At 71.8% G+C, this 18,475-nt stretch carries 17 protein-coding genes; 10 read left to right on the plus strand and 7 right to left on the minus strand.

Annotation, left to right across the window (positions count from 1 at the left end; all coding sequences use genetic code 11):
* The first annotated feature begins 99 nt into the window (after positions 1-99).
* From QBL25_RS10465 to QBL25_RS10475, 3 genes are all read left to right on the plus strand, one after another.
* Entirely contained in the window at positions 100-396 is a 297-nt protein-coding gene (locus tag QBL25_RS10465) for a hypothetical protein (protein WP_409056743.1), read from the plus strand.
* A 226-nt stretch (positions 397-622) separates the two neighbouring features.
* A complete protein-coding gene (locus QBL25_RS10470) occupies positions 623-1,657 on the plus strand; it encodes a phosphotransferase family protein (protein WP_409056744.1) in 1,035 nt (344 codons plus the stop codon).
* A gap of 7 nt (positions 1,658-1,664) precedes the next feature.
* Complete coding sequence (locus tag QBL25_RS10475) at positions 1,665-2,888, plus strand: acyl-CoA dehydrogenase family protein (RefSeq protein ID WP_409056745.1); 1,224 nt, start codon at positions 1,665-1,667, stop codon at positions 2,886-2,888.
* Positions 2,889-2,915: 27 nt separating this feature from the next.
* Here the strand turns inward: QBL25_RS10475 and QBL25_RS10480 are convergent, their stop codons facing one another.
* From QBL25_RS10480 to QBL25_RS10490, 3 genes are read right to left on the minus strand one after another with little or no spacing between them, the layout of a single operon-like run.
* Entirely contained in the window at positions 2,916-3,509 is a 594-nt protein-coding gene (locus QBL25_RS10480) for a TetR/AcrR family transcriptional regulator (RefSeq protein WP_361834050.1), read from the minus strand.
* Between the two features lie 25 nt (positions 3,510-3,534).
* Positions 3,535-5,253: a class I adenylate-forming enzyme family protein gene (locus QBL25_RS10485; protein WP_409056746.1), complete on the minus strand. Its 1,719-nt coding sequence runs from the start codon at positions 5,251-5,253 to the stop codon at positions 3,535-3,537.
* Entirely contained in the window at positions 5,250-6,017 is a 768-nt protein-coding gene (locus QBL25_RS10490) for an SDR family NAD(P)-dependent oxidoreductase (protein ID WP_409062604.1), read from the minus strand. Before QBL25_RS10490 ends, QBL25_RS10485 begins: the two co-directional genes overlap by 4 nt.
* A gap of 167 nt (positions 6,018-6,184) precedes the next feature.
* Here QBL25_RS10490 and QBL25_RS10495 point away from each other — a divergent pair, with 167 nt between their 5' ends.
* The 4 genes from QBL25_RS10495 to QBL25_RS10510 all read left to right on the plus strand — a co-directional run bounded on the left by QBL25_RS10495 (position 6,185) and on the right by QBL25_RS10510 (position 11,652).
* A complete protein-coding gene (locus tag QBL25_RS10495) occupies positions 6,185-7,453 on the plus strand; it encodes an exo-beta-N-acetylmuramidase NamZ domain-containing protein (protein ID WP_409056747.1) in 1,269 nt (422 codons plus the stop codon).
* Between the two features lie 128 nt (positions 7,454-7,581).
* Entirely contained in the window at positions 7,582-8,910 is a 1,329-nt protein-coding gene (locus tag QBL25_RS10500) for an erythromycin esterase family protein (RefSeq protein WP_409056748.1), read from the plus strand.
* Between the two features lie 131 nt (positions 8,911-9,041).
* A complete protein-coding gene (locus QBL25_RS10505) occupies positions 9,042-10,295 on the plus strand; it encodes an MFS transporter (RefSeq protein ID WP_409062605.1) in 1,254 nt (417 codons plus the stop codon).
* An 85-nt stretch (positions 10,296-10,380) separates the two neighbouring features.
* Positions 10,381-11,652, plus strand: coding sequence for a serine-threonine protein kinase (locus tag QBL25_RS10510; protein ID WP_409056749.1), 1,272 nt, complete (start codon positions 10,381-10,383; stop codon positions 11,650-11,652).
* Positions 11,653-11,683: 31 nt separating this feature from the next.
* Here QBL25_RS10510 and QBL25_RS10515 read toward each other — a convergent pair whose 3' ends face one another.
* Entirely contained in the window at positions 11,684-14,512 is a 2,829-nt protein-coding gene (locus QBL25_RS10515) for a penicillin acylase family protein (protein ID WP_409056750.1), read from the minus strand.
* Positions 14,513-14,760: 248 nt separating this feature from the next.
* On the opposite strand from QBL25_RS10515, the gene QBL25_RS10520 reads away from it, so the two are divergent.
* The gene (locus QBL25_RS10520; protein WP_409056751.1) at positions 14,761-15,369 is read left to right on the plus strand and encodes a hypothetical protein; all 609 of its coding nucleotides are present in this window, start codon (positions 14,761-14,763) and stop codon (positions 15,367-15,369) included.
* Positions 15,370-15,402: 33 nt separating this feature from the next.
* On the opposite strand, the gene QBL25_RS10525 is transcribed toward QBL25_RS10520, so the two are convergent.
* Positions 15,403-15,921, minus strand: a complete 519-nt coding sequence (locus tag QBL25_RS10525; protein WP_409056752.1) for a hypothetical protein — start codon at positions 15,919-15,921, stop codon at positions 15,403-15,405.
* A gap of 51 nt (positions 15,922-15,972) precedes the next feature.
* Here QBL25_RS10525 and QBL25_RS10530 point away from each other — a divergent pair, with 51 nt between their 5' ends.
* Positions 15,973-16,695, plus strand: coding sequence for a 3-keto-5-aminohexanoate cleavage protein (locus QBL25_RS10530; protein ID WP_409056753.1), 723 nt, complete (start codon positions 15,973-15,975; stop codon positions 16,693-16,695).
* 20 nt (positions 16,696-16,715) lie between these two features.
* Here QBL25_RS10530 and soxR read toward each other — a convergent pair whose 3' ends face one another.
* Positions 16,716-17,183 carry a redox-sensitive transcriptional activator SoxR gene (gene soxR, locus QBL25_RS10535; protein WP_409056754.1) on the minus strand — a complete coding sequence of 156 codons (468 nt, stop codon included), beginning with the start codon at positions 17,181-17,183 and terminating at the stop codon, positions 16,716-16,718.
* 175 nt (positions 17,184-17,358) lie between these two features.
* Here soxR and QBL25_RS10540 point away from each other — a divergent pair, with 175 nt between their 5' ends.
* The gene (locus tag QBL25_RS10540) at positions 17,359-17,823 is read left to right on the plus strand and encodes a MaoC family dehydratase (protein WP_409056755.1); all 465 of its coding nucleotides are present in this window, start codon (positions 17,359-17,361) and stop codon (positions 17,821-17,823) included.
* A 12-nt stretch (positions 17,824-17,835) separates the two neighbouring features.
* On the opposite strand, the gene QBL25_RS10545 is transcribed toward QBL25_RS10540, so the two are convergent.
* Positions 17,836-18,468, minus strand: coding sequence for a TetR/AcrR family transcriptional regulator (locus QBL25_RS10545; protein WP_409056756.1), 633 nt, complete (start codon positions 18,466-18,468; stop codon positions 17,836-17,838).
* Positions 18,469-18,475: the final 7 nt, after the last annotated feature.

An 18,475-nucleotide genomic window follows, 5' to 3' on the forward strand; every position in this document is an offset into this window, starting at 1 on the left:
AACATCAACAAGGCTTCCATATCCCCACCAAAGGGGCATCGAGTACTAGCCTGAGAGAGTCACCCACCGCTCGCAGCCCCCACAGAAGGTGCACGCGCCATGACCACGCTCCACCACGAACACCCCGTCCACGAGCACGTCCACGGCCCGGCCTGCGGCCACCCCGAGGTCCCGCACGGCGACCACGTCGACTACGCGCACGACGGCCACATGCACCGCCTGCACTCCGGCCACTGGGACGAGTGCGAGGCGGACGAGCACGCGGTGCACGAGGGGCACGACCACCGGCACGGCGAGGGCTGCGGCCACAGCTCGGTGCTGCACGGCGACCACGTGGACTACGTCCACGACGGCCACCGGCACGCGGCGCACGACGGCCACTGGGACGACCACTGAGCACGGGCCGCTGAGCCCACCGGGCCCCCGGCCCCGCCGTCTTCCCCCGCACGGGCGCCAACTGGCAGTCTGTGGCGGGGGACCGGTCCGTACGGGCCGCTTCGCCCCGCCGCGATCCTGATCACGTTCTCCCTGCGCTCTGGACTACATACCGACTGGTCGGCATCATGAACGTCAGCGCGACGCAGCGCGGCATTCGACGACGACCGTCCGACCAGGAGCGAAGATGAGCTCAGACCATCCGCCAGGCCTCGATCTCGACCAGTTGCGCGGCCACCTGGACCGCGAGCGGCCGGGCCTCGTGGGCGGACCGCTCACCGCCCGGCTGATCGAGGGCGGCCGGTCGAACCTCACGTACGCCGTGACGGACGGCACCACGCGCTGGGTCGTGCGCCGGCCGCCGCTGGGGCACGTGCTGGCGACCGCGCACGACATGAAGCGCGAGCACCGCGTGATCAGCGCCCTGCATCACGGGACCGACGTGCCGGTGCCGACCCCCGTGCTGCTCTGCGAGGACGACTCCGTCATCGGGGCGCCCTTCTACGTCATGGACTTCGTGGAGGGCACGCCGTACCGCACCGCCGACGAGCTGGCGCCGCTGGGCGCCGAGCGCACCCGGGCCGCGGTCATCGGCCTCGTGGACACCCTCGTCGACCTGCACTCCGTGGACCCCGAAGCGGTCGGCCTCGGCGACTTCGGGCGCCCCGACGGCTTCCTGGACCGGCAGCTGCGCCGCTGGGGCAAGCAGCTCGACGCCTCGCGCAACCGCGACCTGGCGGGGATCGACGAGCTGCACGCCGCCCTGGGGCGGCAGCTGCCCGTCTCCCCCGCGCCGACCGTCGTGCACGGCGACTACCGCCTGGACAACGTCCTGATCGGCGGCGACGACCAGATCAAGGCGATCCTCGACTGGGAGATGTCCACCCTCGGCGATCCGCTCACCGACCTGGGTCTGCTGGTCATGTACAGCACCAAGCTCGAGCTGCCGGACTCCCCCATCAGCACCACCGCGGGCGCGGCGGGCCACCCGCGGGCCACCGAGCTGATCGAGCGGTACGCCGCGCGCTCGGGGCGCGACGTCTCGGCGGTCTCCTGGTACACGGCGTTCGCGTGGTTCAAGCTCGCCGTGATCCTGGAGGGCATCCACTACCGGTACACCCTCGGCCAGACGGTCGGCGCGGGCTTCGACCGCATCGGGGAGCTGGTCCCCGTCTTCATCGAGCACGGCCTCACCACCCTCCAGGGACGACAGGAAGGCTGAGACAGCCATGGACTTCGCATTCGACGCCCGCACCGAAGAGCTGCGCGCCAAGCTCCTCGCCTTCATGGACGAGCACGTCTACCCGGCGGAGCGGACCGCCGAGGAGCAGCGCGCCCACCTCGCCTCGCCCTGGGACACCCCGGCGATCGTCGACGAGCTGAAGGCCGAGGCCCGCAAGCAGGGTCTGTGGAACCTCTTCCTGCCGGACGCCGAGCACGGCGCGGGCCTCACCAACCTCCAGTACGCCCCGCTCGCCGAGATCACCGGCCGCTCCCCGCAGCTGGCGCCCACCGCGCTGAACTGCGCGGCCCCGGACACCGGCAACATGGAGGTCCTCGCCCAGTTCGGCGACGAGCGGCAGAAGAAGCAGTGGCTCCAGCCGCTGCTCGCCGGTGAGATCCGCTCGGCGTTCGCGATGACCGAGCCGGATGTGGCCTCGTCCGACGCCACCAACATCACCACGCGCATCGAGCGTGCCTCCGATGGCACAGACGACTACGTCATCACCGGGCGCAAGTGGTACATCTCCGGGGCGATGAACCCCGACTGCCAGATCTTCATCCTGATGGGCAAGACGGACCCCGAGGGCAGCGACCCGCGCCGCCAGCAGTCCATGGTGCTCGTGCCGCGCGATGCCCCCGGCCTCGAAGTGCGCCGCGCGATGCGGGTGTACGGGTACGAGGACCACTACCACGGAGGGCACGCCGAGGTCGTCTTCGACCGGGTCCGGGTCCCCGTGAGCAACCTGATCGGCGAGGAGGGCGGCGGCTTCGCCATCGCCCAGGCACGCCTGGGCCCGGGCCGCATCCACCACTGCATGCGGCTGATCGGCATGGCCGAGCGGGCCATCGAGCTGATGTGCCAGCGCGCGGTGGCGCGTACGGCCTTCGGCAAGCCGCTCGCCCAGCAGGGCGTCGTCCAGGAGTGGATCGCCGACGCCAGGGTCGCGGTGGAGCAGCTGCGGCTGCTCGTCCTGAAGACCGCGTGGCTGATGGACACCGTGGGCAACAAGGGCGCGCACACGGAGATCCAGTCCATCAAGATCGCCACCCCGCGCACGGTGGTCGGCATCCTCGACCAGGCCGTGCAGCTGTACGGCGCGGGGGGCGTCAGCCAGGACTTCCCGCTGGCCGAGCTGTGGGCCGCGGCGCGGACGCTGCGACTGGCCGACGGGCCCGACGAGGTGCACCAGCGGTCGCTCGCCCGGCGGGAGCTGAAGAAGTACCTGTAGGGGCCCTGCGGGGCGCTCCGCCTCGGATCACGGCCGCAGCGCCCTCAGCAGGAGGTCCGCCAAATGGTCGGCCACCTGCTGGGGGGTCAGCGGGCCGTTCGGGCGGTACCACGTGGACAGGTGGTGGACGGAGCCGAAGTGGTAGTCCACCACCAGGTCCGCCGGGGTCGCCTTGGAGAAGACGCCGGCCTCCTGGCCCTCCTCGATCAGCGCGCGGAACCGCTCGTGGTACCGGCGGCGCTCGGAGCGCACCTGCTTGTTCTTCTCCGGGCTCAGGTGGTGCATGGAGCGGAAGAAGATCGAGGCGTCGTCGAGGTTGTCGATCGTCGTGACGACCACGTCCGCCGCCGCGTCCCGCACCCGCTGCTCGATGGGCGCGTCGGAGTCCGCGTAGGCGTCCAGGCGCTCCTGCTGCACGCGCAGGACGCGGGCGTACACCTCGTGCAGGAGGTCGTCCTTCGATCCGAAGTAGTGGTAGAGCGCGCCTTTGGTGACGCCCGCCGATTCCACGATCTCCTGCACCGACGTGCGGTCGTAGCCGCGGTCGGCGAAGAGCCGCGTGGCGGCGGCGAGCAGCCGCTGAGGGACGGGCGTGCCGTCACCGTCCGTCGTCCTGGCCACTGCCGCCACCTGCCTTTCGAGGGTTCTAGCTCTCGTCGGGCCGAGAGCTCGTGTCGGTGCGGGAACGCAGCTCCCGCCGGAGGATCTTCCCACTTGTCGTCTTCGGCAACTCGGGCAGGATCTCGACCGCGCGGGGGTACTTGTACGCGGCGAGCCGTTCCTTGCAGTACGCCGCCAGCTCGTCCGGGGCCACCTCGGCCCGCGGGCGCAGGCTGACGAAGGCCCTGACCGTCTCGCCGCGGTAGCTGTCGGGGACGCCGATCACCGCCGCCTCACGGACGGCTGCGTGACTGTAGAGGACGTCCTCCACCTCGCGCGGCCAGACCTTGAAACCCGACGCGTTGATCATGTCCTTCTTGCGGTCGACCACGTAGAGCCAGCCCTGGGCGTCCATGAAGCCGATGTCGCCGGTGAGCAGCTCGCCGCCGGGGAACGTCTCGGCCGTGGCGTCGGGGCGCTTCCAGTAGCCGGGCACGACCTGCGGGCCGCGCACGGTGATCTCGCCCTGCTCCCCGAAGGGCACGTCCGCCCCGTGGTCGTCGACGATCCTGACGACCGTCTCGGGCCCGGGGACGCCGACGGCCACCGTGCCGGACACCGGATCGACGGGCGCTTCCCGGCCCGGCGGCACGGAGGCGCAGGGCGCGGTGCACTCGGTGAGCCCGTAGCCGTTGTGGAGGTAGGGGCCGAAGTCCGTACGGAACTTCTCCACCAGGGCGGGCGGCAGCGGCGCCCCGCCCGAGGAGATCAGCACGAAGGAGTCGAAGTGCTCCCGGGTCGCGGAGGGGTGGGCGGCGAGGGCCATGAAGGCCGTGGAGGGGCCCACGGTGTACGCGGGCCGGTGCTCGGCGAAGGCGTCGAGGACGACCCCGGCCTCGAAGCGGTAGGCGAGCGCCAGGGTGCCCGCGTTGGTCAGGCAGGCCACGACCTGCGCGACCATGCCCGTGATGTGGAAGAGCGGCGCCATCGCGAAGTAGCAGGCGCCCTCGGGGATGCCGGAGCCGGTGCGCTGGCGCTCGGCGTTGTAGGTGATGTTGCCGTGGGTGTTCATGGCGCCCTTGGGGGTGCCGCTCGTGCCCGAGGTGTAGCTGATCAGCGCGATGTCGGACGGGCCGAGCACCCGGTCCGCGGGGGCCGGGAGCCCCTGCCGGGCGACGGCCAGCAGGTCGTCGGCGTCGGCGGCCTGCGGGAGGCGTTCGAAGTCCAGTACGCGGGTGTCGTCGCGCGTCTGGAGGTCGAGCTGGCAGGCGGTGAGCACGACGCGTACGGACGAGGCCGCGGCCGTGTCGCGCAGATAGGTCTCCCAGGCGCGGTCGGAGCAGATCAGCGCGGTCACGTCGGCGTCCGCGAGGACGTGCCGGACCTCCGCCGACTTGTACATGGGGTTCACCGGCACGACCGTGGCGCCCGCCTTCCACGCGCCGAGCAGCGCGATCACGAAGTGCGGGGTGTTCTGGAGCAGGATCGCCACCCGGTCGCCGCGCGCGATCCCGCGGGCGGCCAGGTGGCCGGCGACGGAGTCGGTGAGGGCGTCCGCCTCGCGGTAGCTCAGGCGCCCGTCGAAGTAGGCCAGCGCGGTGTGGCCGGGAGCCTTGAGCACCGCGGCGCGGAAGGCGTGCACGACGGTGGCGGCGGGTTCGACGGGGGCGCGCTGGGCCTCGCTCAGGCGGCCGAGCCAGGGCTTGGCCGCGTAGCGGGACGCGGCCGGGGCGGCGCCGGACGCGCTCGGGATCGCCTCGCTCACCGCTCCGCCGCCTCCCACTTCTGCTGGAGGTGGTTCATGCCGGTGAGCCACTTGTCGGGTTCGGCGGCCCGGATGCGGTAGTACTCGGCGACCTCGGGGTGCGGCAGGATCAGGAAGCGGCCCTCGGCCATACCGGCGAAGAGCGCGTCCGCGACGGCGTCCGGCTCGATCGCGGTGGGCGTGAGCACGAGGTCGCCCGCGGTGCCGGTGGCGGCGAGCATGTCGGTGCGCACGCCCTGGGGGCAGATCGCGTGGACGTCGATCCCGCGGTGCCGGTAGGTCAGCGAGAGCCACTCGGCGAAGGCGTACGCGCCGTGCTTGGTGACGCTGTAGGGCGCGGCGCCGATCATGGTGAGCAGTCCGGCCGCCGAGACGGTGGAGACGAAGCGTCCGCTGCCGCGCTCCAGCCACTCGGGGAGCAGCGCGTGGGCCGCCCGGACGTGGGCCATCACGTTGACGTCCCAGGCCGTGGCCCAGACCTCCTCCGGCGCGGCCTCCGAGCCGCCGGAGCCGAGGCCCGCGTTGGCGCAGTAGACGTCGACGGTGCCGCTCAGGGCGTCTCTGGCCGCGGGCACGATCGTGGACGCGTCGCCCGGCACGGCGACGGCACCGATCTCTGCGGCCACCGCCTCGGCCTTGGCCGCGTCCAGGTCGTTGACCACGACGCGCGCCCCGGCGGCGGCGAACCGGCGGGCCAGCGCGGCCCCGATCCCGCCTCCGGCACCGGTGACGACGACTCCCTTGTCCACCAGGGTGTCCCTCAGGCTCTCCACGATCGGTCTCCTTCGGCTGCGGCTCCGCTGTGATCGCAGACTAACCAGTCGGTATGTTCAGAGGGAAGGGGGTCGGAGCGCCAGGTTCGTTCCCCGGCGGGGGTGCGCGCGCTAGCGTGCGTGGCCATGACAGCCACCGCGCTCACGGAGGTCTCTGCATGAACTTGTCCCGACGCAGCCTGTCCAGACGCGGCCTGCTGGCCGCCACCACCGCCACGGCCCTGACCTCGGCGGCTCCGGCCGCCGCCGCGTCGGGCGGGGGCGGCTCGGGCGGCGGCCGACGGCTGCGCACCGGCTTCGAGCGGCTGGCCGCGGACGGCTACGCGCTCCTGGACGGCGAGCGGGTCGGCGTCGTCACCAACCCGACCGGCGTCACCCGGGACGTCCGCCACATCGTGGACGTCATGCACGCCGACGACCGGGTGGACCTGGTCGCGGTGTTCGGGCCCGAGCACGGCTTCCGCGGGACGGCCCAGGCGGGCGGCTCCGAGGGCCGCCACGACGACCCGGCCACCGGGCTGCCCGTCTACGACACGTACCAGAAGAGCGGCAAGGCCCTGGCCGACATCTTCACGGCCGCCGGTGTGGACACGATCGTCTTCGACATCCAGGACGCGGGGGCGCGCTTCTACACGTACATCTGGACGCTCTTCGACTGCATGGAGTCGGCCGAGCTCGCGGGCAAGCGGTTCGTGGTCCTTGACCGGCCGAACCCGGTGACGGGGCGCGGGGCGTACGGGCCCGTCCTGCACAAGGAGTTCGCGACGTTCGTCGGCCGGCAGCCGATAGCTCAGGCCCACGGCATGACCGTGACGGAGCTGGCGCTGCTGTTCAACGGCGAGTTCCTGGAGCGCCCGGCCGAGCTGGAGACCGTACGGATGACCGGGTGGAAGCGCTCGGACTTCTACGACGCGTCCCGGCTGCCCTGGGTGCCGCCGAGCCCGAACATGCCGACCCCCGAGACCGCGCTCGTCTACGGCGGCACCTGTCTCTTCGAGGGCACGAACCTCTCCGAGGGGCGCGGCACGACCCGCCCCTTCGAGCTGCTCGGCGCCGAGGGCATCGACCGGAAGTGGGCGGCCGCCGCCAACGACGCGGGGCTGCGCGGGGTGCACTTCAGGGAGGCCTACTTCGCGCCGACCTTCTCCAAGTTCCAGGGCAAGACGATCGGCGGCGTCCAGCTCCACGTGCACGACCGCGAGGCGTACGACCCGGTGCGCACCGGCATCGCGCTCCTGGTGACGGCCAAGAAGACCTGGAGCGGCTTCGCCTGGCGCTCCGACAACTGGATCGACAAGCTGACCGGCACCACCCGGGTCCGCACGATGATCGACGCGGGCGCGGACACCGACGAGGTGGTGGGCGGCTGGCAGGAGGACCTGGCGCGCTTCCGTGCCGTGCGCAAGCGGTACCTGCGCTACCCCTAGGCCGGACCGGGGGCAGCCCCCACCCGCGGGAGGGGTGCCTGCCGGATGGCGGGCGCCCCGGCCCGGGCGGGATCGTGATCTTCAACTCCGTACGCACGCTGCGTACACCCGAGTCGAGGAGATCCCGCATGGCACGGACCGCACGCCGCGCAGTCCCCCTGGCACTGATCGGCACGCTCGGCCTGGGGGCGCTGGTCGCCCCGCAGGCCGCCCAGGCCCGGCCGGGTCCCGCGGATCCGGTCCCGGCGCTCGAACGGGCGGCCCACCCCCTGCGCGCGACCGGTCCGGGCGGCTCCGCGCGGGACCTGCGGCCGATGGGCCGGATGATCGGTGACGCTTCGGTGGTGGGCCTGGGAGAGGCCACACATGGTTCGCACGAGTTCTTCACGATGAAGGACCGCGTCTTTCGCTACCTCGTCGAGGAGAAGGGGTTCACCACCTTCGCGCAGGAGGTGAGCTGGACGACCGGCCTGCGCTTCGACGCCTATGTGCGCACGGGCAAGGGGAACGTCCGCGAGCTCGTCCACCGGGAGCTCGCCAAGACACCCTGGGACACCGAGGAGTACGTCGACCTCCTGACGTGGATGCGCGCGTACAACGAGAAGCACCCGGACCGTCCGGTGCGCTTCCTGGGCGACGACCTCAACTACCCCGAGCTCGGGCACGAGCTGTTCGACGGCGTGGAGGACCACGTCCGGGCGCACGAGCCCGGCCTGCTGCCGAGGATCACCGAGCTGTACGCGCCGATCCGCCGCCTCGCGGACGGGGACGCGTACATGGCCAGGCCCCTGGAGGAGCGGCGGAAGCTGGCCGACGGGGCACGGGAGGCCCTGAAGCTCCTGAAGGGTCTGCAACCCGCTTCCCGCGACCGGGAGTTCGCCACGGTGCTGCACCACGCCCGGTCCGTCTCGCAGACCGCCACGATCTACGCCTTCCCCCTCGACACCCCCGAGGGAGCCAAGGACGCCATGCTGTACCGCGACCGCCTCATGGCGGAGAACACCGCCTGGTGGCAGCGGCAGACCGGCGAGAAGGTCCTCCTGTCGGCGCACAACGCCCATGTGGGGTACGAGAGTTACGACCCGCGCTACCCGAAGATGCAGGGTGCCTTCCTCCGGGACCGGCTCGGCGCGCGCTACGTCAGCATCGGGTTCACCTTCGACCAGGGCTCGTTCATGGCGCAGAGCGCGGGGTCCGAGACCTGGAAGCCGCGCTCGGTGGGCGCGGCGGCGCCCGGCATGAACGAGTACACCCTGGACAAGGTCGGGCACGAGGACTACTTCCTCGACCTGCGCACCGCGCCCGCGCCCGCCCGTACGTGGCTGCGGAAGGGCCGCCCGACCCAGAGCATCGGCACGGCCTACCCCGACGGCCCCCACACGATCCGGCTCGCGCCCACGCACGACATCCTCGTCCATCTGCACCGCGTCACCGCAGCTCACCGCCAGTCTCAATGACCGAGACAGGCCGTCCCAGGTATTGACTGCCCCATACATCCACCGCTTGAGTGCCGCTCGTGCACAGCGAAATCTCACCGGCGGGGACCCGGCCGGACAGCAGCCCCGAACCGGACGCGCGCCCCGAGAGCATGCGCCGGGTGGCCGTCGCGTCGTTCATCGGGACGGCCATCGAGTTCTACGACTTCTACATCTACGGCACGGCGGCCGCGCTCGTCCTGAACGAGGCGTTCTTCCCGACCCTGGACCCGGTCAACGCGACCCTCGCCTCCTTCTCCACCTACGCGGTGGCGTTCGCGGCGCGCCCCATCGGGTCCGTGGTCTTCGGGCACTTCGGCGACCGGGTCGGCCGCAAGTCGGTGCTCGTGGCCTCGCTGCTGCTCATGGGGCTCTCGACCGCGCTGGTCGGACTCCTGCCCGGTTACGGCACGCTGGGGGTCTGGGCACCCGTCCTGCTGATCCTGCTGCGCTTCCTCCAGGGCATCGGGCTCGGCGGCGAGTGGGGCGGGGCCGCGCTGCTCGCGGTGGAGCACGCGCCGCAGCAGAAACGCGGCCTGTACGCGGCCTTCCCGCAACTCGGCCCGTCCGTCGGTTTCTTCGCGGCCACGGGCGTCTTCTGGCTGCTCTCCTCCGTCCTCTCCGACGACGCGTTCAGGTCCTGGGGCTGGCGCGTGCCGTTCCTGCTCTCCTTCCTGCTGGTCGGCGTCGGTCTCTTCGTCCGGCTGCGCATCAGCGAGACACCGGTCTTCGCGAAGGTCATGGACGCGCGGGAGGCCAGCAAGGTCCCCGCCCTCGACGTGCTGCGGCGCCACCCCCGCGAACTGCTGCTCGGCGCGGGCGGGATGATCGTCGCCTACGGCCTCTTCTACACGGCCACGACGTACTGCCTCGCCTACTCCACCGGCACCCTCGGCGTCTCCCGCAACACCATGCTGGGCCTCTCGCTGGTCGCCTGCCTCTTCCTCGCGGCCGGTACGTGGCTGGCCGCGACCCGCTCCGACGGCGCGGGCCGCCGCAAGCTGGTCCTCGCGGGCGCCGGGCTCGCGGTGGTGTGGGGCCTGGTGCTCTTCCCGCTCCTGGACACCGAGCAGCCCGTCCTGATGGCCCTGGCGCTCGGCGGCGCCCTCTTCTGCATGGGCGTGGTGTACGGCCCGATGGGCGCGTACCTGCCCGAGCTGTTCGGCACGCACGTGCGCTACTCGGGCGCCTCGCTCGCCTACAACCTGGGCGGTGTGCTCGGCGGCGCGGTCTCCCCTCTGGTGGCGACCCGGTTGCAGTCCGCGTTCGGTTCCTCGTCGGTGGGCTGGTACGTGAGCGCCATGGCGGTCGTGTCCCTGGTGTGCGTGCTCGCGCTGCCCGAGACCCGGGACCGGGAGCTGGCGTGAGCCCGGCCGACCTGGTGGGCGACCGGCCCGACGGGTGCTGCGGGACGTCTGGTCAGTACAGCGGGCCCGCAGGACGACGGGCCGCGTGGAGCCCTACTGGGAACTGACCTTCGACGCCGACGGGGACGTCGACACCACGCAGCGCGACCATCTCCTCGCCGAGGTGGCCGACGAGCACGTGACCGATCTCCTCGTCCTCGCGCACGGCTGGAACAACGACCAAGACATGGCGACCGACCTCTACCGACGGTTCTTCGCGCCCTGCCGGGAGCTCGCGGGACCACGCGTGCGCCTGGGATACGTGGGGGTGCTCTGGCCCGCCGTCCGCTTCCCCGACGAGCGCATCCCGGACTTCGAACCCGCGGTCACGGCCACCGGCCCGGGCCCGGCACCGGGCGCGGGCCCCCTGCTCGACGAGCCGACCCGGCTCCTGCTCGCGCACACGTTCCCCGACCACGAGGCCGAACTGGGCCGGATCGGCGCCCTGCTGGCGGAACGCTCCGAGGTGCCCTCGCGCCTCTACGAGTACGGACGCCTCGTACGCGACCTGGTCGCCGTCCACCAGCACAGCGCCGCCCAGCGGTTCGCCAACGACACCTGGGCCGGCGAGCCCGCCATGCTGACCGACGACGCCGTCGAGGTGTGCCAGGTGCTCGCCGCGGCGATGGAGGGCACCGGCCAGCAGGAACTCTTCGGCGGCTTGCGCGCCCGCCTGTGGAACGGCGCCCACGAACTCCTGCGCCAGGCCAGCTACTACGCCATGAAGCGCCGGGCGGGCTCCGTGGGCCAGCTGGGCCTCGGCCCCGCGATCGGACTGCTCGCCCGCGAGGCGCCGGACGTCCGGGTGCACCTCATCGGACACAGCTTCGGCGCGCGCCTCGTGTCGTACGCCCTGCGCGGGATGCCGGCGTCGGTGCGCAGCGTGAAGTCCACGACCCTGCTCCAAGGGGCCTTCTCGCACTACGCGTTCTCCAAGCGGCTGCCGCACGCGCCCTCGCGCGGCGGCGCGCTCAGCGGCATGCAGCGGCGGATCGACGGGCCGCTGGTGTCCTGCCACTCCCGGCACGACGACGCCCTGGGCAAGCTCTACCCGCTGGCGTCCAAGATCGCCGGGGACTCCTCGACCTTCCTCGGCCTCTGGGAGCGCTGGGGCGCCATCGGGTACGACGGCATCCGGGCGGTGGACGGCGCCAAGCGGATCAAACTGGGCCGGGCGATCCCCGCCCAGGGGTGCGTGAGCGTGGACGCGTCGGCGGTGGTGCGGCGCGGCGGCCCGCCCTCCGGCGCGCACAGCGACATCTGCCACGAGGAACTGGCGCGTGTCGTGTTCGCCGCAGGGCGGATCGCCTCGGGGTGACTCTCCTTGCCTCTCTGCCGGCGCTCCGCTGCTACCGGTGTTTCGGGAACTCGACGACCTGCTGGTAGGTGGGCCGGTTCTGCCACTGGACCGGCCCGTGCGTGATGCCGCCGAGCGCCCGGTGGATGATCGAGTCCGCGCACCACTGCTCACCGGGCTTGCAGCTGTCGTCGCCGGGATACACCTGCGTCGCGGGCTTCGCGGCGGCCTGCGTCAGGGTGGCAAGGAGCGCGTCACGGCAGGCGTCCAGCTTCCCCTCGCCGCAGTACGCGTCCCCGAGCTTGCCCTGCACGGGCTCCCCGAGCACGGCCCGCAGGTCCTTGTCCGCATAGCCCCACCAGCCGTACTGGAAGGCCGATCCGGCGTGCGCCCCGGTCGGGCCGTGTCCGGCGGAGGGTGACTCGTCGGTGCCGAGCTGCGCCGTCAGCGACTCGTACAGCTCCTTGCCGAGGCCCGGCTTGAACTCGGCCTCGATCAGCAGCGGCCACCAGGCGTCCATGATGCGTACGGCGTCGGGGTGAGCGTACGTCTTGGAACCCGCCGCCGTCTGGTTGCGCTGGGACCCGGCCTTCTGCCAGGCCTCCAGCTTCTGGACCGCCGCCGCCTGCTGGGGGTCGGTGACGGGCTTGCTGCGCACCACCTTGAGCAGCTCGGGCAGCACCTGCTCGCCGCGCAGGTCGGTGACCGCCGCCTCGGACATGGCGCGGGTCAGCGCGGCCCGTGTGACGCCGCCCTGCTCGGTGAGCTTCTTCACCCGTCCGTCGAGCAGGTCGCCGCGGTGCACGGCGCTCAGGCCGAAGCCCGCCGCGCTGAAGTCCTTGGCCTGCTTGTTGTTCCAGGAGATGTAGTAGTCCTGGTTCACGGACTGCGGGTGTTCCTCCGGCGGGGTCTGGGCCGAGGTGTTGTTCTCCGGGTCGAAGTCCCGCCATTCGTGGGCCGCCTGGGCCTGGACGGGCAGGGCGGGGTCGACGTCCTTGGCCCGCTGGGGGTTGGCGCCGCTGTTGTAGTACGCGGTGTCGCGCGCGTCGGCGTAGAACCAGTTGAAGGCGTAGCTGATGTGCTGGGCCGCCTTCTTGAACGACGGGACGTCCTTCACGTACGTCGGGTCGTTGAGCATCTGGAAGCCGATGATGGAGTCGGCCTCGTGGCGGTAGGTGGAACGCAGCGAGACGTACGCGACGGGCTTGCCCCCGACGCTCGCGCGGTGCGTCACGACGCCGTACTTCGTGCGGAACACCTGCATGCGGTACGAGCCGGCGGCCGTGGAGTCGGCGAGGGTCGGCTTCCAGGCGTTCTTGCGCTCCAGCTTCTCCATGGGGGTGCAGGTGCCGTGGTGGAGGTAGTGGGCGGACTGCTTGGTGGGGGTGGCGCCGCCCGGCTCGCAGAGCTCGACGGCGTACGTGTCGGTGATGTCCTGCCCGGCGGAGGTGGCCGACCAGGCGTAGTCCTGACCGCGTCCCAGCTGGACGTACATGCCGACGCCCGCGAAGGAGACCCCCCGTGCGCTGATGCCGGGGCCCTGGAGCTCCTGCTGCATGAGGAGCTGCGGGGCGAAGTAGCCGGTCTGCGGGCCGAAGACGGCAACCGGGTTTCCGCTCGCGGTGTGCTTGCCGGAGACGAGCAGGGCGTTGGACATGCCCTTCTTGTGGCCGTCCCGCCCGAACAGATCCGCGGGCAGCACCCCGTCGTCGTACATCCCCTGGAGCGGTTTCAGCTTCTTCGGCGCCTTCACCGGGTCCTTGCGGACCTCGGCCCCGGACGTGGGCTTGGCGCCGCCCTCCCGGTCGTGGACGAGCTGTTCGCGCTCGACCGATCCGGCGTCGGGCATCGCGGTGCCGCGCGCGTACTCCGGCTTGCCCGCGTACGGGAAGCTCGTGCCGTCGTGGACGGTCTGGACGGCCTCGGGGTCGTTGCGGGCGCGGAAGGACTCCCAGACCTTCGTGCCCTTCTCGACGCCGTACTTCTCCTGGGACTTGAGCAGGGAGAGCGCCGCTTCGACCTCTCCTCCGCCGCCGTTGCCGAAGAGGCCGCCGACGACGGACGCGAGCGCGATCATGTCGGTGATCTTGAAGGGCTGTATCTCGCCGACGTTGGTGATCGCGTCGATCTTGCCGGTGAGGACGTACTCACCGGGGAAGTAGCGGCCGTTCTTCGACTTGGTGCGGTAGGCGTTGAGCCCGTCGATGTAGGCCTGGGCGTCCTCCATGGCCTGCTTGCCGCGCTCGCCCTGCGTGGTCCTGATGTACTCGACCTGCTTCTCCAGGTCCTGTTCCGTGTACGGGGCCTGCGGCCAGAACTGCTGCTCCAGGCCCTGGTTGGCGAGGGCGCCGCCCGCGAACGAGGTCAGTTCACCGCGGCCGATGTGCCGGAACAGGTCGATGAGCCAGAGGCGGTCCTGCCCGGCGGCGAAGCCCGCGCCGAACTCGGTGCCGTACCGCGTGGAGCCCTTGATGTGCGGGATGCCGTACTTCTTGTCCCGGGTGATCGTCACGTCGTCGCGCGGCTTGGTGACGGAGGCGACCTGGCCGTCGCGGACGCCGAACGACGCGTCGTTGAAGAACTCCGTCAGCTTGTCGTCGGTGAGCGACGGATAGCCGGCGGAGAGCTTGTCGTACGGGCCCAGCTGGTCGTTCGCGTGGGCGGGCTGGGTGCCGAGGACCCGGTGGGCGAGGATCTCGGCGAGCGTGGCGTTGCCGTTGGCGCCGGGCGGCAGGATGTCCGCGCACTGCCCCTGGCAGTGGTCGACGACCGGTGGCGGCTCGTCGGCCGCCGCGCCCGGCCGGGGGGCGAGCAGGGACGCCGCGAGGGCGAGCGCCGCGGTGACGGTGGCGGTTCTGAGCCGGGCGATGCGTGGTCGCATGGGTGCTCCTCTGGGCTCCGCTTGTGCTCCTGTGGGAGGGAGTTGGGGCGGAGGTTACTGGCGGGTTGCCGAACCCGGAAGATGAACAGTCGTCGCTTTTCCAGAATCGCCACATCGTCACTGCTCGACGCCCCGTTTCCGGGGCAGACGACATCTGTCCGAAGTCGGGGGGACCAGGAGGGAGCCGAATCGCGTGTCGATACGTCTACTCGGCAACGTCCGAGAACGTGCGACGGAGGTGCAGGGCGATGGCCGGATTCCGGAGTCTCGCGAGACAGGTGCGCGATCCGCTGAGCGATTTGGCACTGCGGCGGTACTCGCTGCGCAAGTGCCTGGAGAGGTTCGCCCCTTACGGCCACCGGGCGACCTGGGACCATTTGTGCTCCCGGGCGGGCTTCGGGCCCGAGGACCGCTCCCCCGACCCGGCGCGGCTCGTGGCCGCGCTCGACGAGCTGGAGGCGGCCCGTGCGGTCTGGCTCGTCTACGAGGCGGACTTCGCGGAGCGCCGCCGCAAGGAGAAGCACGACGGGCTGCGCCGCCCCGGCAGCGTGGACGACTGGCACCGGTGCACCTGGGGCGGGTTCGGGGTCGCCTGGTGCGACGATCCCGGCGTCCACCCCTCGGGACCGCTGGCCGACGTGCTGCGCCGGCTGATCGCGGCGCTCGAACGGGAGCCGGGCGCGGTCTGTCCGGTGTGCGACCGGTCGGACCTCATATGGACCCACGGCCTCGCGCACGAGCCCTCTTCGGGCGCCGTCTGCACGGGCTGCGGGATCGTCGTCCCGGCGCCGGTGCTCACGCCCGCCGCGATGGCGAGGGCGCGGGCACGGCGGGCGCGGCCACTGGTCTCGGCATGAGGTTCCGCGAGGCCGCCTGCGGGCGTACGGCGGCTAGGGCGTCGCCACGTCCCACTGTATGGCCAGCTTGAACTCGGCGAACATCAGTGGCGCCGCGATCTTCACGTCGCCGGGGCCGCGCGCCGATATCTTCAGTCCGACCGGGGTCTCCGGGCGGACGAACATCTGCCAGGTGTGCGTCCGGTACTGCCCGCCCTTGGTGGGGGCCCAGTCGGTGGTGGCCGTCGAGTCGTACCCGGTGGAGAGGCCGAGCGGGTCGCGCACATAGCGTGCGCGGTACTCGGTGGGCCGGCCGTCGGGCTCCCAGAAGATCATCGCCGACAGGGTGCCCCAACCGTCGTGGCTCGGCCAGATGAGCCCGGACCGGGCGTCCGGGAACCGGGACGGTCCGGTGCCGCCCTTGCCGGGGTCGTGCATGTCCCACGGGTCGTAGGACTCCTCGGCGTCCGCGTACGGAAACCGCACGAGGTGGTAGCCGTCGCCGTCGTACTTGATCTTCTGCGGTCCCGTCCGTGCGGCGTCCCACTTCAACGAGCAGATGGCTACTCCCATCGGCCCTCCCCCTGTGTCTCGTCGGTGTCCCGTCGGCTGTGCTGTCCTGTGGTGATGCAGGTATGTCTGAACGGCGCCCGCGGCGCGGGCGATGGTGCGCTGATCCCGTTGTCACCCGGGGCGATGGCCGAGTCCGTGGCGCAAGCCGTCGCGGCCGGTGCACGCGATGTCCATGTACACCCCAAGTCTCCTTGTGGACAAGACACGTTGGCGCCACGCGCGGTTGCGGCCGCGCTGGAAGCGGTCCGTTCCGTGACCTCCGTCCCGGTCGGGGTGACCACGGGCGCGTGGGCCGACCCGGACCCGGAGCAGCGGGTGGCGCACATCCGCGCGTGGACGGTGCTGCCCGACCACGCGTCGGTGAACTGGCACGAGCCGGGCGCGGAAGCGGTGGCCGAGGCGCTCCTCGACCGGGGCGTGGGCGTGGAGGCGGGCCTCTGGTCCGGGACGGACGGCGCGGAGCGCTTCGCGGCGTGGGCGCACGGGCCGCGCGTCCTGCGGGTCCTCGCCGAGGTCACGGACCCCGATCCGGCCACGGCCCGCGACTCGGCCCGCGCCCTGCTCACGGCGATCGGCCCGGCCCACGGCCGCCCCGTCCTGCTGCACGGCGAGGAGGAGGGAACCTGGCCCGTCCTGCGGCTCGCGGGCCGCCTGGGTCTGGCGACGCGGATCGGCCTGGAGGACACGCTGGCCCTGCCGGACGGGCGACGGGCCCGGTCCAACGCGGAGTTGGTGAGGGCGGCGCTGTCCCTGCTGGGCCCTGATCCCGCGTGAGCGTCCCTGCGTGAGGGCTCTCACGAGCGGGTGCGGCGCTCCACCAGGAGGCGGGAGCCGGCGGCTCGTTCGCCGAAGACGTCGTCGGGGTTGGAGAGCACGCACGTCTCCAGGGAGAGGCAGCCGCAGCCGATGCAGTCCGTGAGGTGATCGCGCAGCCGGCCCAACTGGTTGATGCGCTCGTCCAGTTCCGAGCGCCAGGTCTCCGAGAGGCGCGCCCAGTCCTCGCGGGTGGGCGTGCGCTCCTCGGGGAGCGAGTCCAGCGCCTCGCGGATCGTGGCGAGCGGGATGCCGACGCGCTGGGCGGCCCGGATGAAGGCGACGCGGCGCAGCGCGTCACGGTGGTAGCGGCGCTGGTTGCCCGAGGTGCGGCGGCTGGTGATCAGACCCTTGGACTCGTAGAAGTGCAGGGCGGAGACGGCCGCGCCGCTGCGGGCCGAGAGCTGGCCGACCGTGAGCTCGTGGATCTTCTCTGGGATCTGGGGCACCCCTCACACCTTAATGGCTGGCCCGAGGGCCCGTTGATGCCTCCGCCGGGGTCTGCGGCGAGGCCTCCGCCGACGCCTCGGCCGACGGCTCCGTGGACGCCTCCGTTGACACACGTCGGCCCACCCAGCATGCTGAGCAAGCGCTTAGTTCGATTACTTTGAGGAGGCCAGGGACATGGCAGAGCCGAGGATCTTCGCGTCGGCCGACGACCTGCGTGCCGGAGTCGGCGAGCAGCTCGGGCACAGCGAATGGCTGGAGGTCGACCAGAAGCGGATCGACCTGTTCGCCGACGCCACGGGCGACCACCAGTGGATCCACGTGGACGCGGAGAAGGCGGCGCAGGGCCCCTTCAAGACGACCATCGCGCACGGCTATCTGACGCTGTCGCTGCTGCCGAGCCTGGTGCCGCAGGTCATGCGGGTCGAGGGCATGAAGATGGGCGTCAACTACGGCACCAACAAGGTCCGCTTCCCCTCGCCGGTGCCCTCGGGCTCCCGGGTGCGCGCGAGCGCCGTGCTCAAGGAGGTCGAGCAGACCAAGGACGGCGGCGTGCAGGTGACGGCCGTGGTCACCGTGGAGCGCGAGGGCAGCGAGAAGCCCGCCTGCGTCGCGGAGTCGGTGTCCCGCTACTACTTCTGAGCCGGGCGCGGTTCAGGCGGCCTGCTTGCGGGCCCCCACCATGCGCAGCACGAGGTCGGCGTAGAGCGCGCCGACCTCGTCGGGCGTCCGGGTGCCCGCGACGTTGAACCAGCGGGCCACGTCGATGCAGAGCGAGAGCACGGCCAGCGTGGTGCCGGGCACGTCGGGGACGTCGAACTCCCCGTCCCGCACCCCGTCGTTGATCATGTCCCGCACGGCCGCGTCCGACCGGCGGCGCAGCGCGACGATCTCCGTGCGGTGCTCCTCGCCGAGCGCGTCCAGCTCGTACTGGACCACGCGGGCCGTGGTGTGGTGGTCGGCGTGCCAGCGCACGAAGGACCGCACGGCGTCGGCGAGCCGCTCCGCCGCCGTGCCCGGACCGTCGGCCGCGGTGCGCAGGACCCGCAGGGCCTTGTCGTGGCCGATCCGGCTGATGCGGTGGAGCAGCTCTTCCTTGGTCTTGTAGTGGATGTAGAGCGCCGCCGGGCTCATGCCGGCGCGGCCGGCGATGTCCCGGGTCGTCGTCGCGTGGTACCCGCGCTCGGCGAAGGCCTCGACGGCGGCGACCAGGAGCCGCCGCGCCGCATCAGGGGTGACCTCGCCCCATGGCAGGTCCTCGCCCTCGGTCTGCTCCGCCGTGCTCATCGCCCAC

The sequence above is a fragment of the Streptomyces sp. SYP-A7185 genome (assembly GCF_046103685.1).
Lineage (GTDB): Bacteria > Actinomycetota > Actinomycetes > Streptomycetales > Streptomycetaceae > Streptomyces.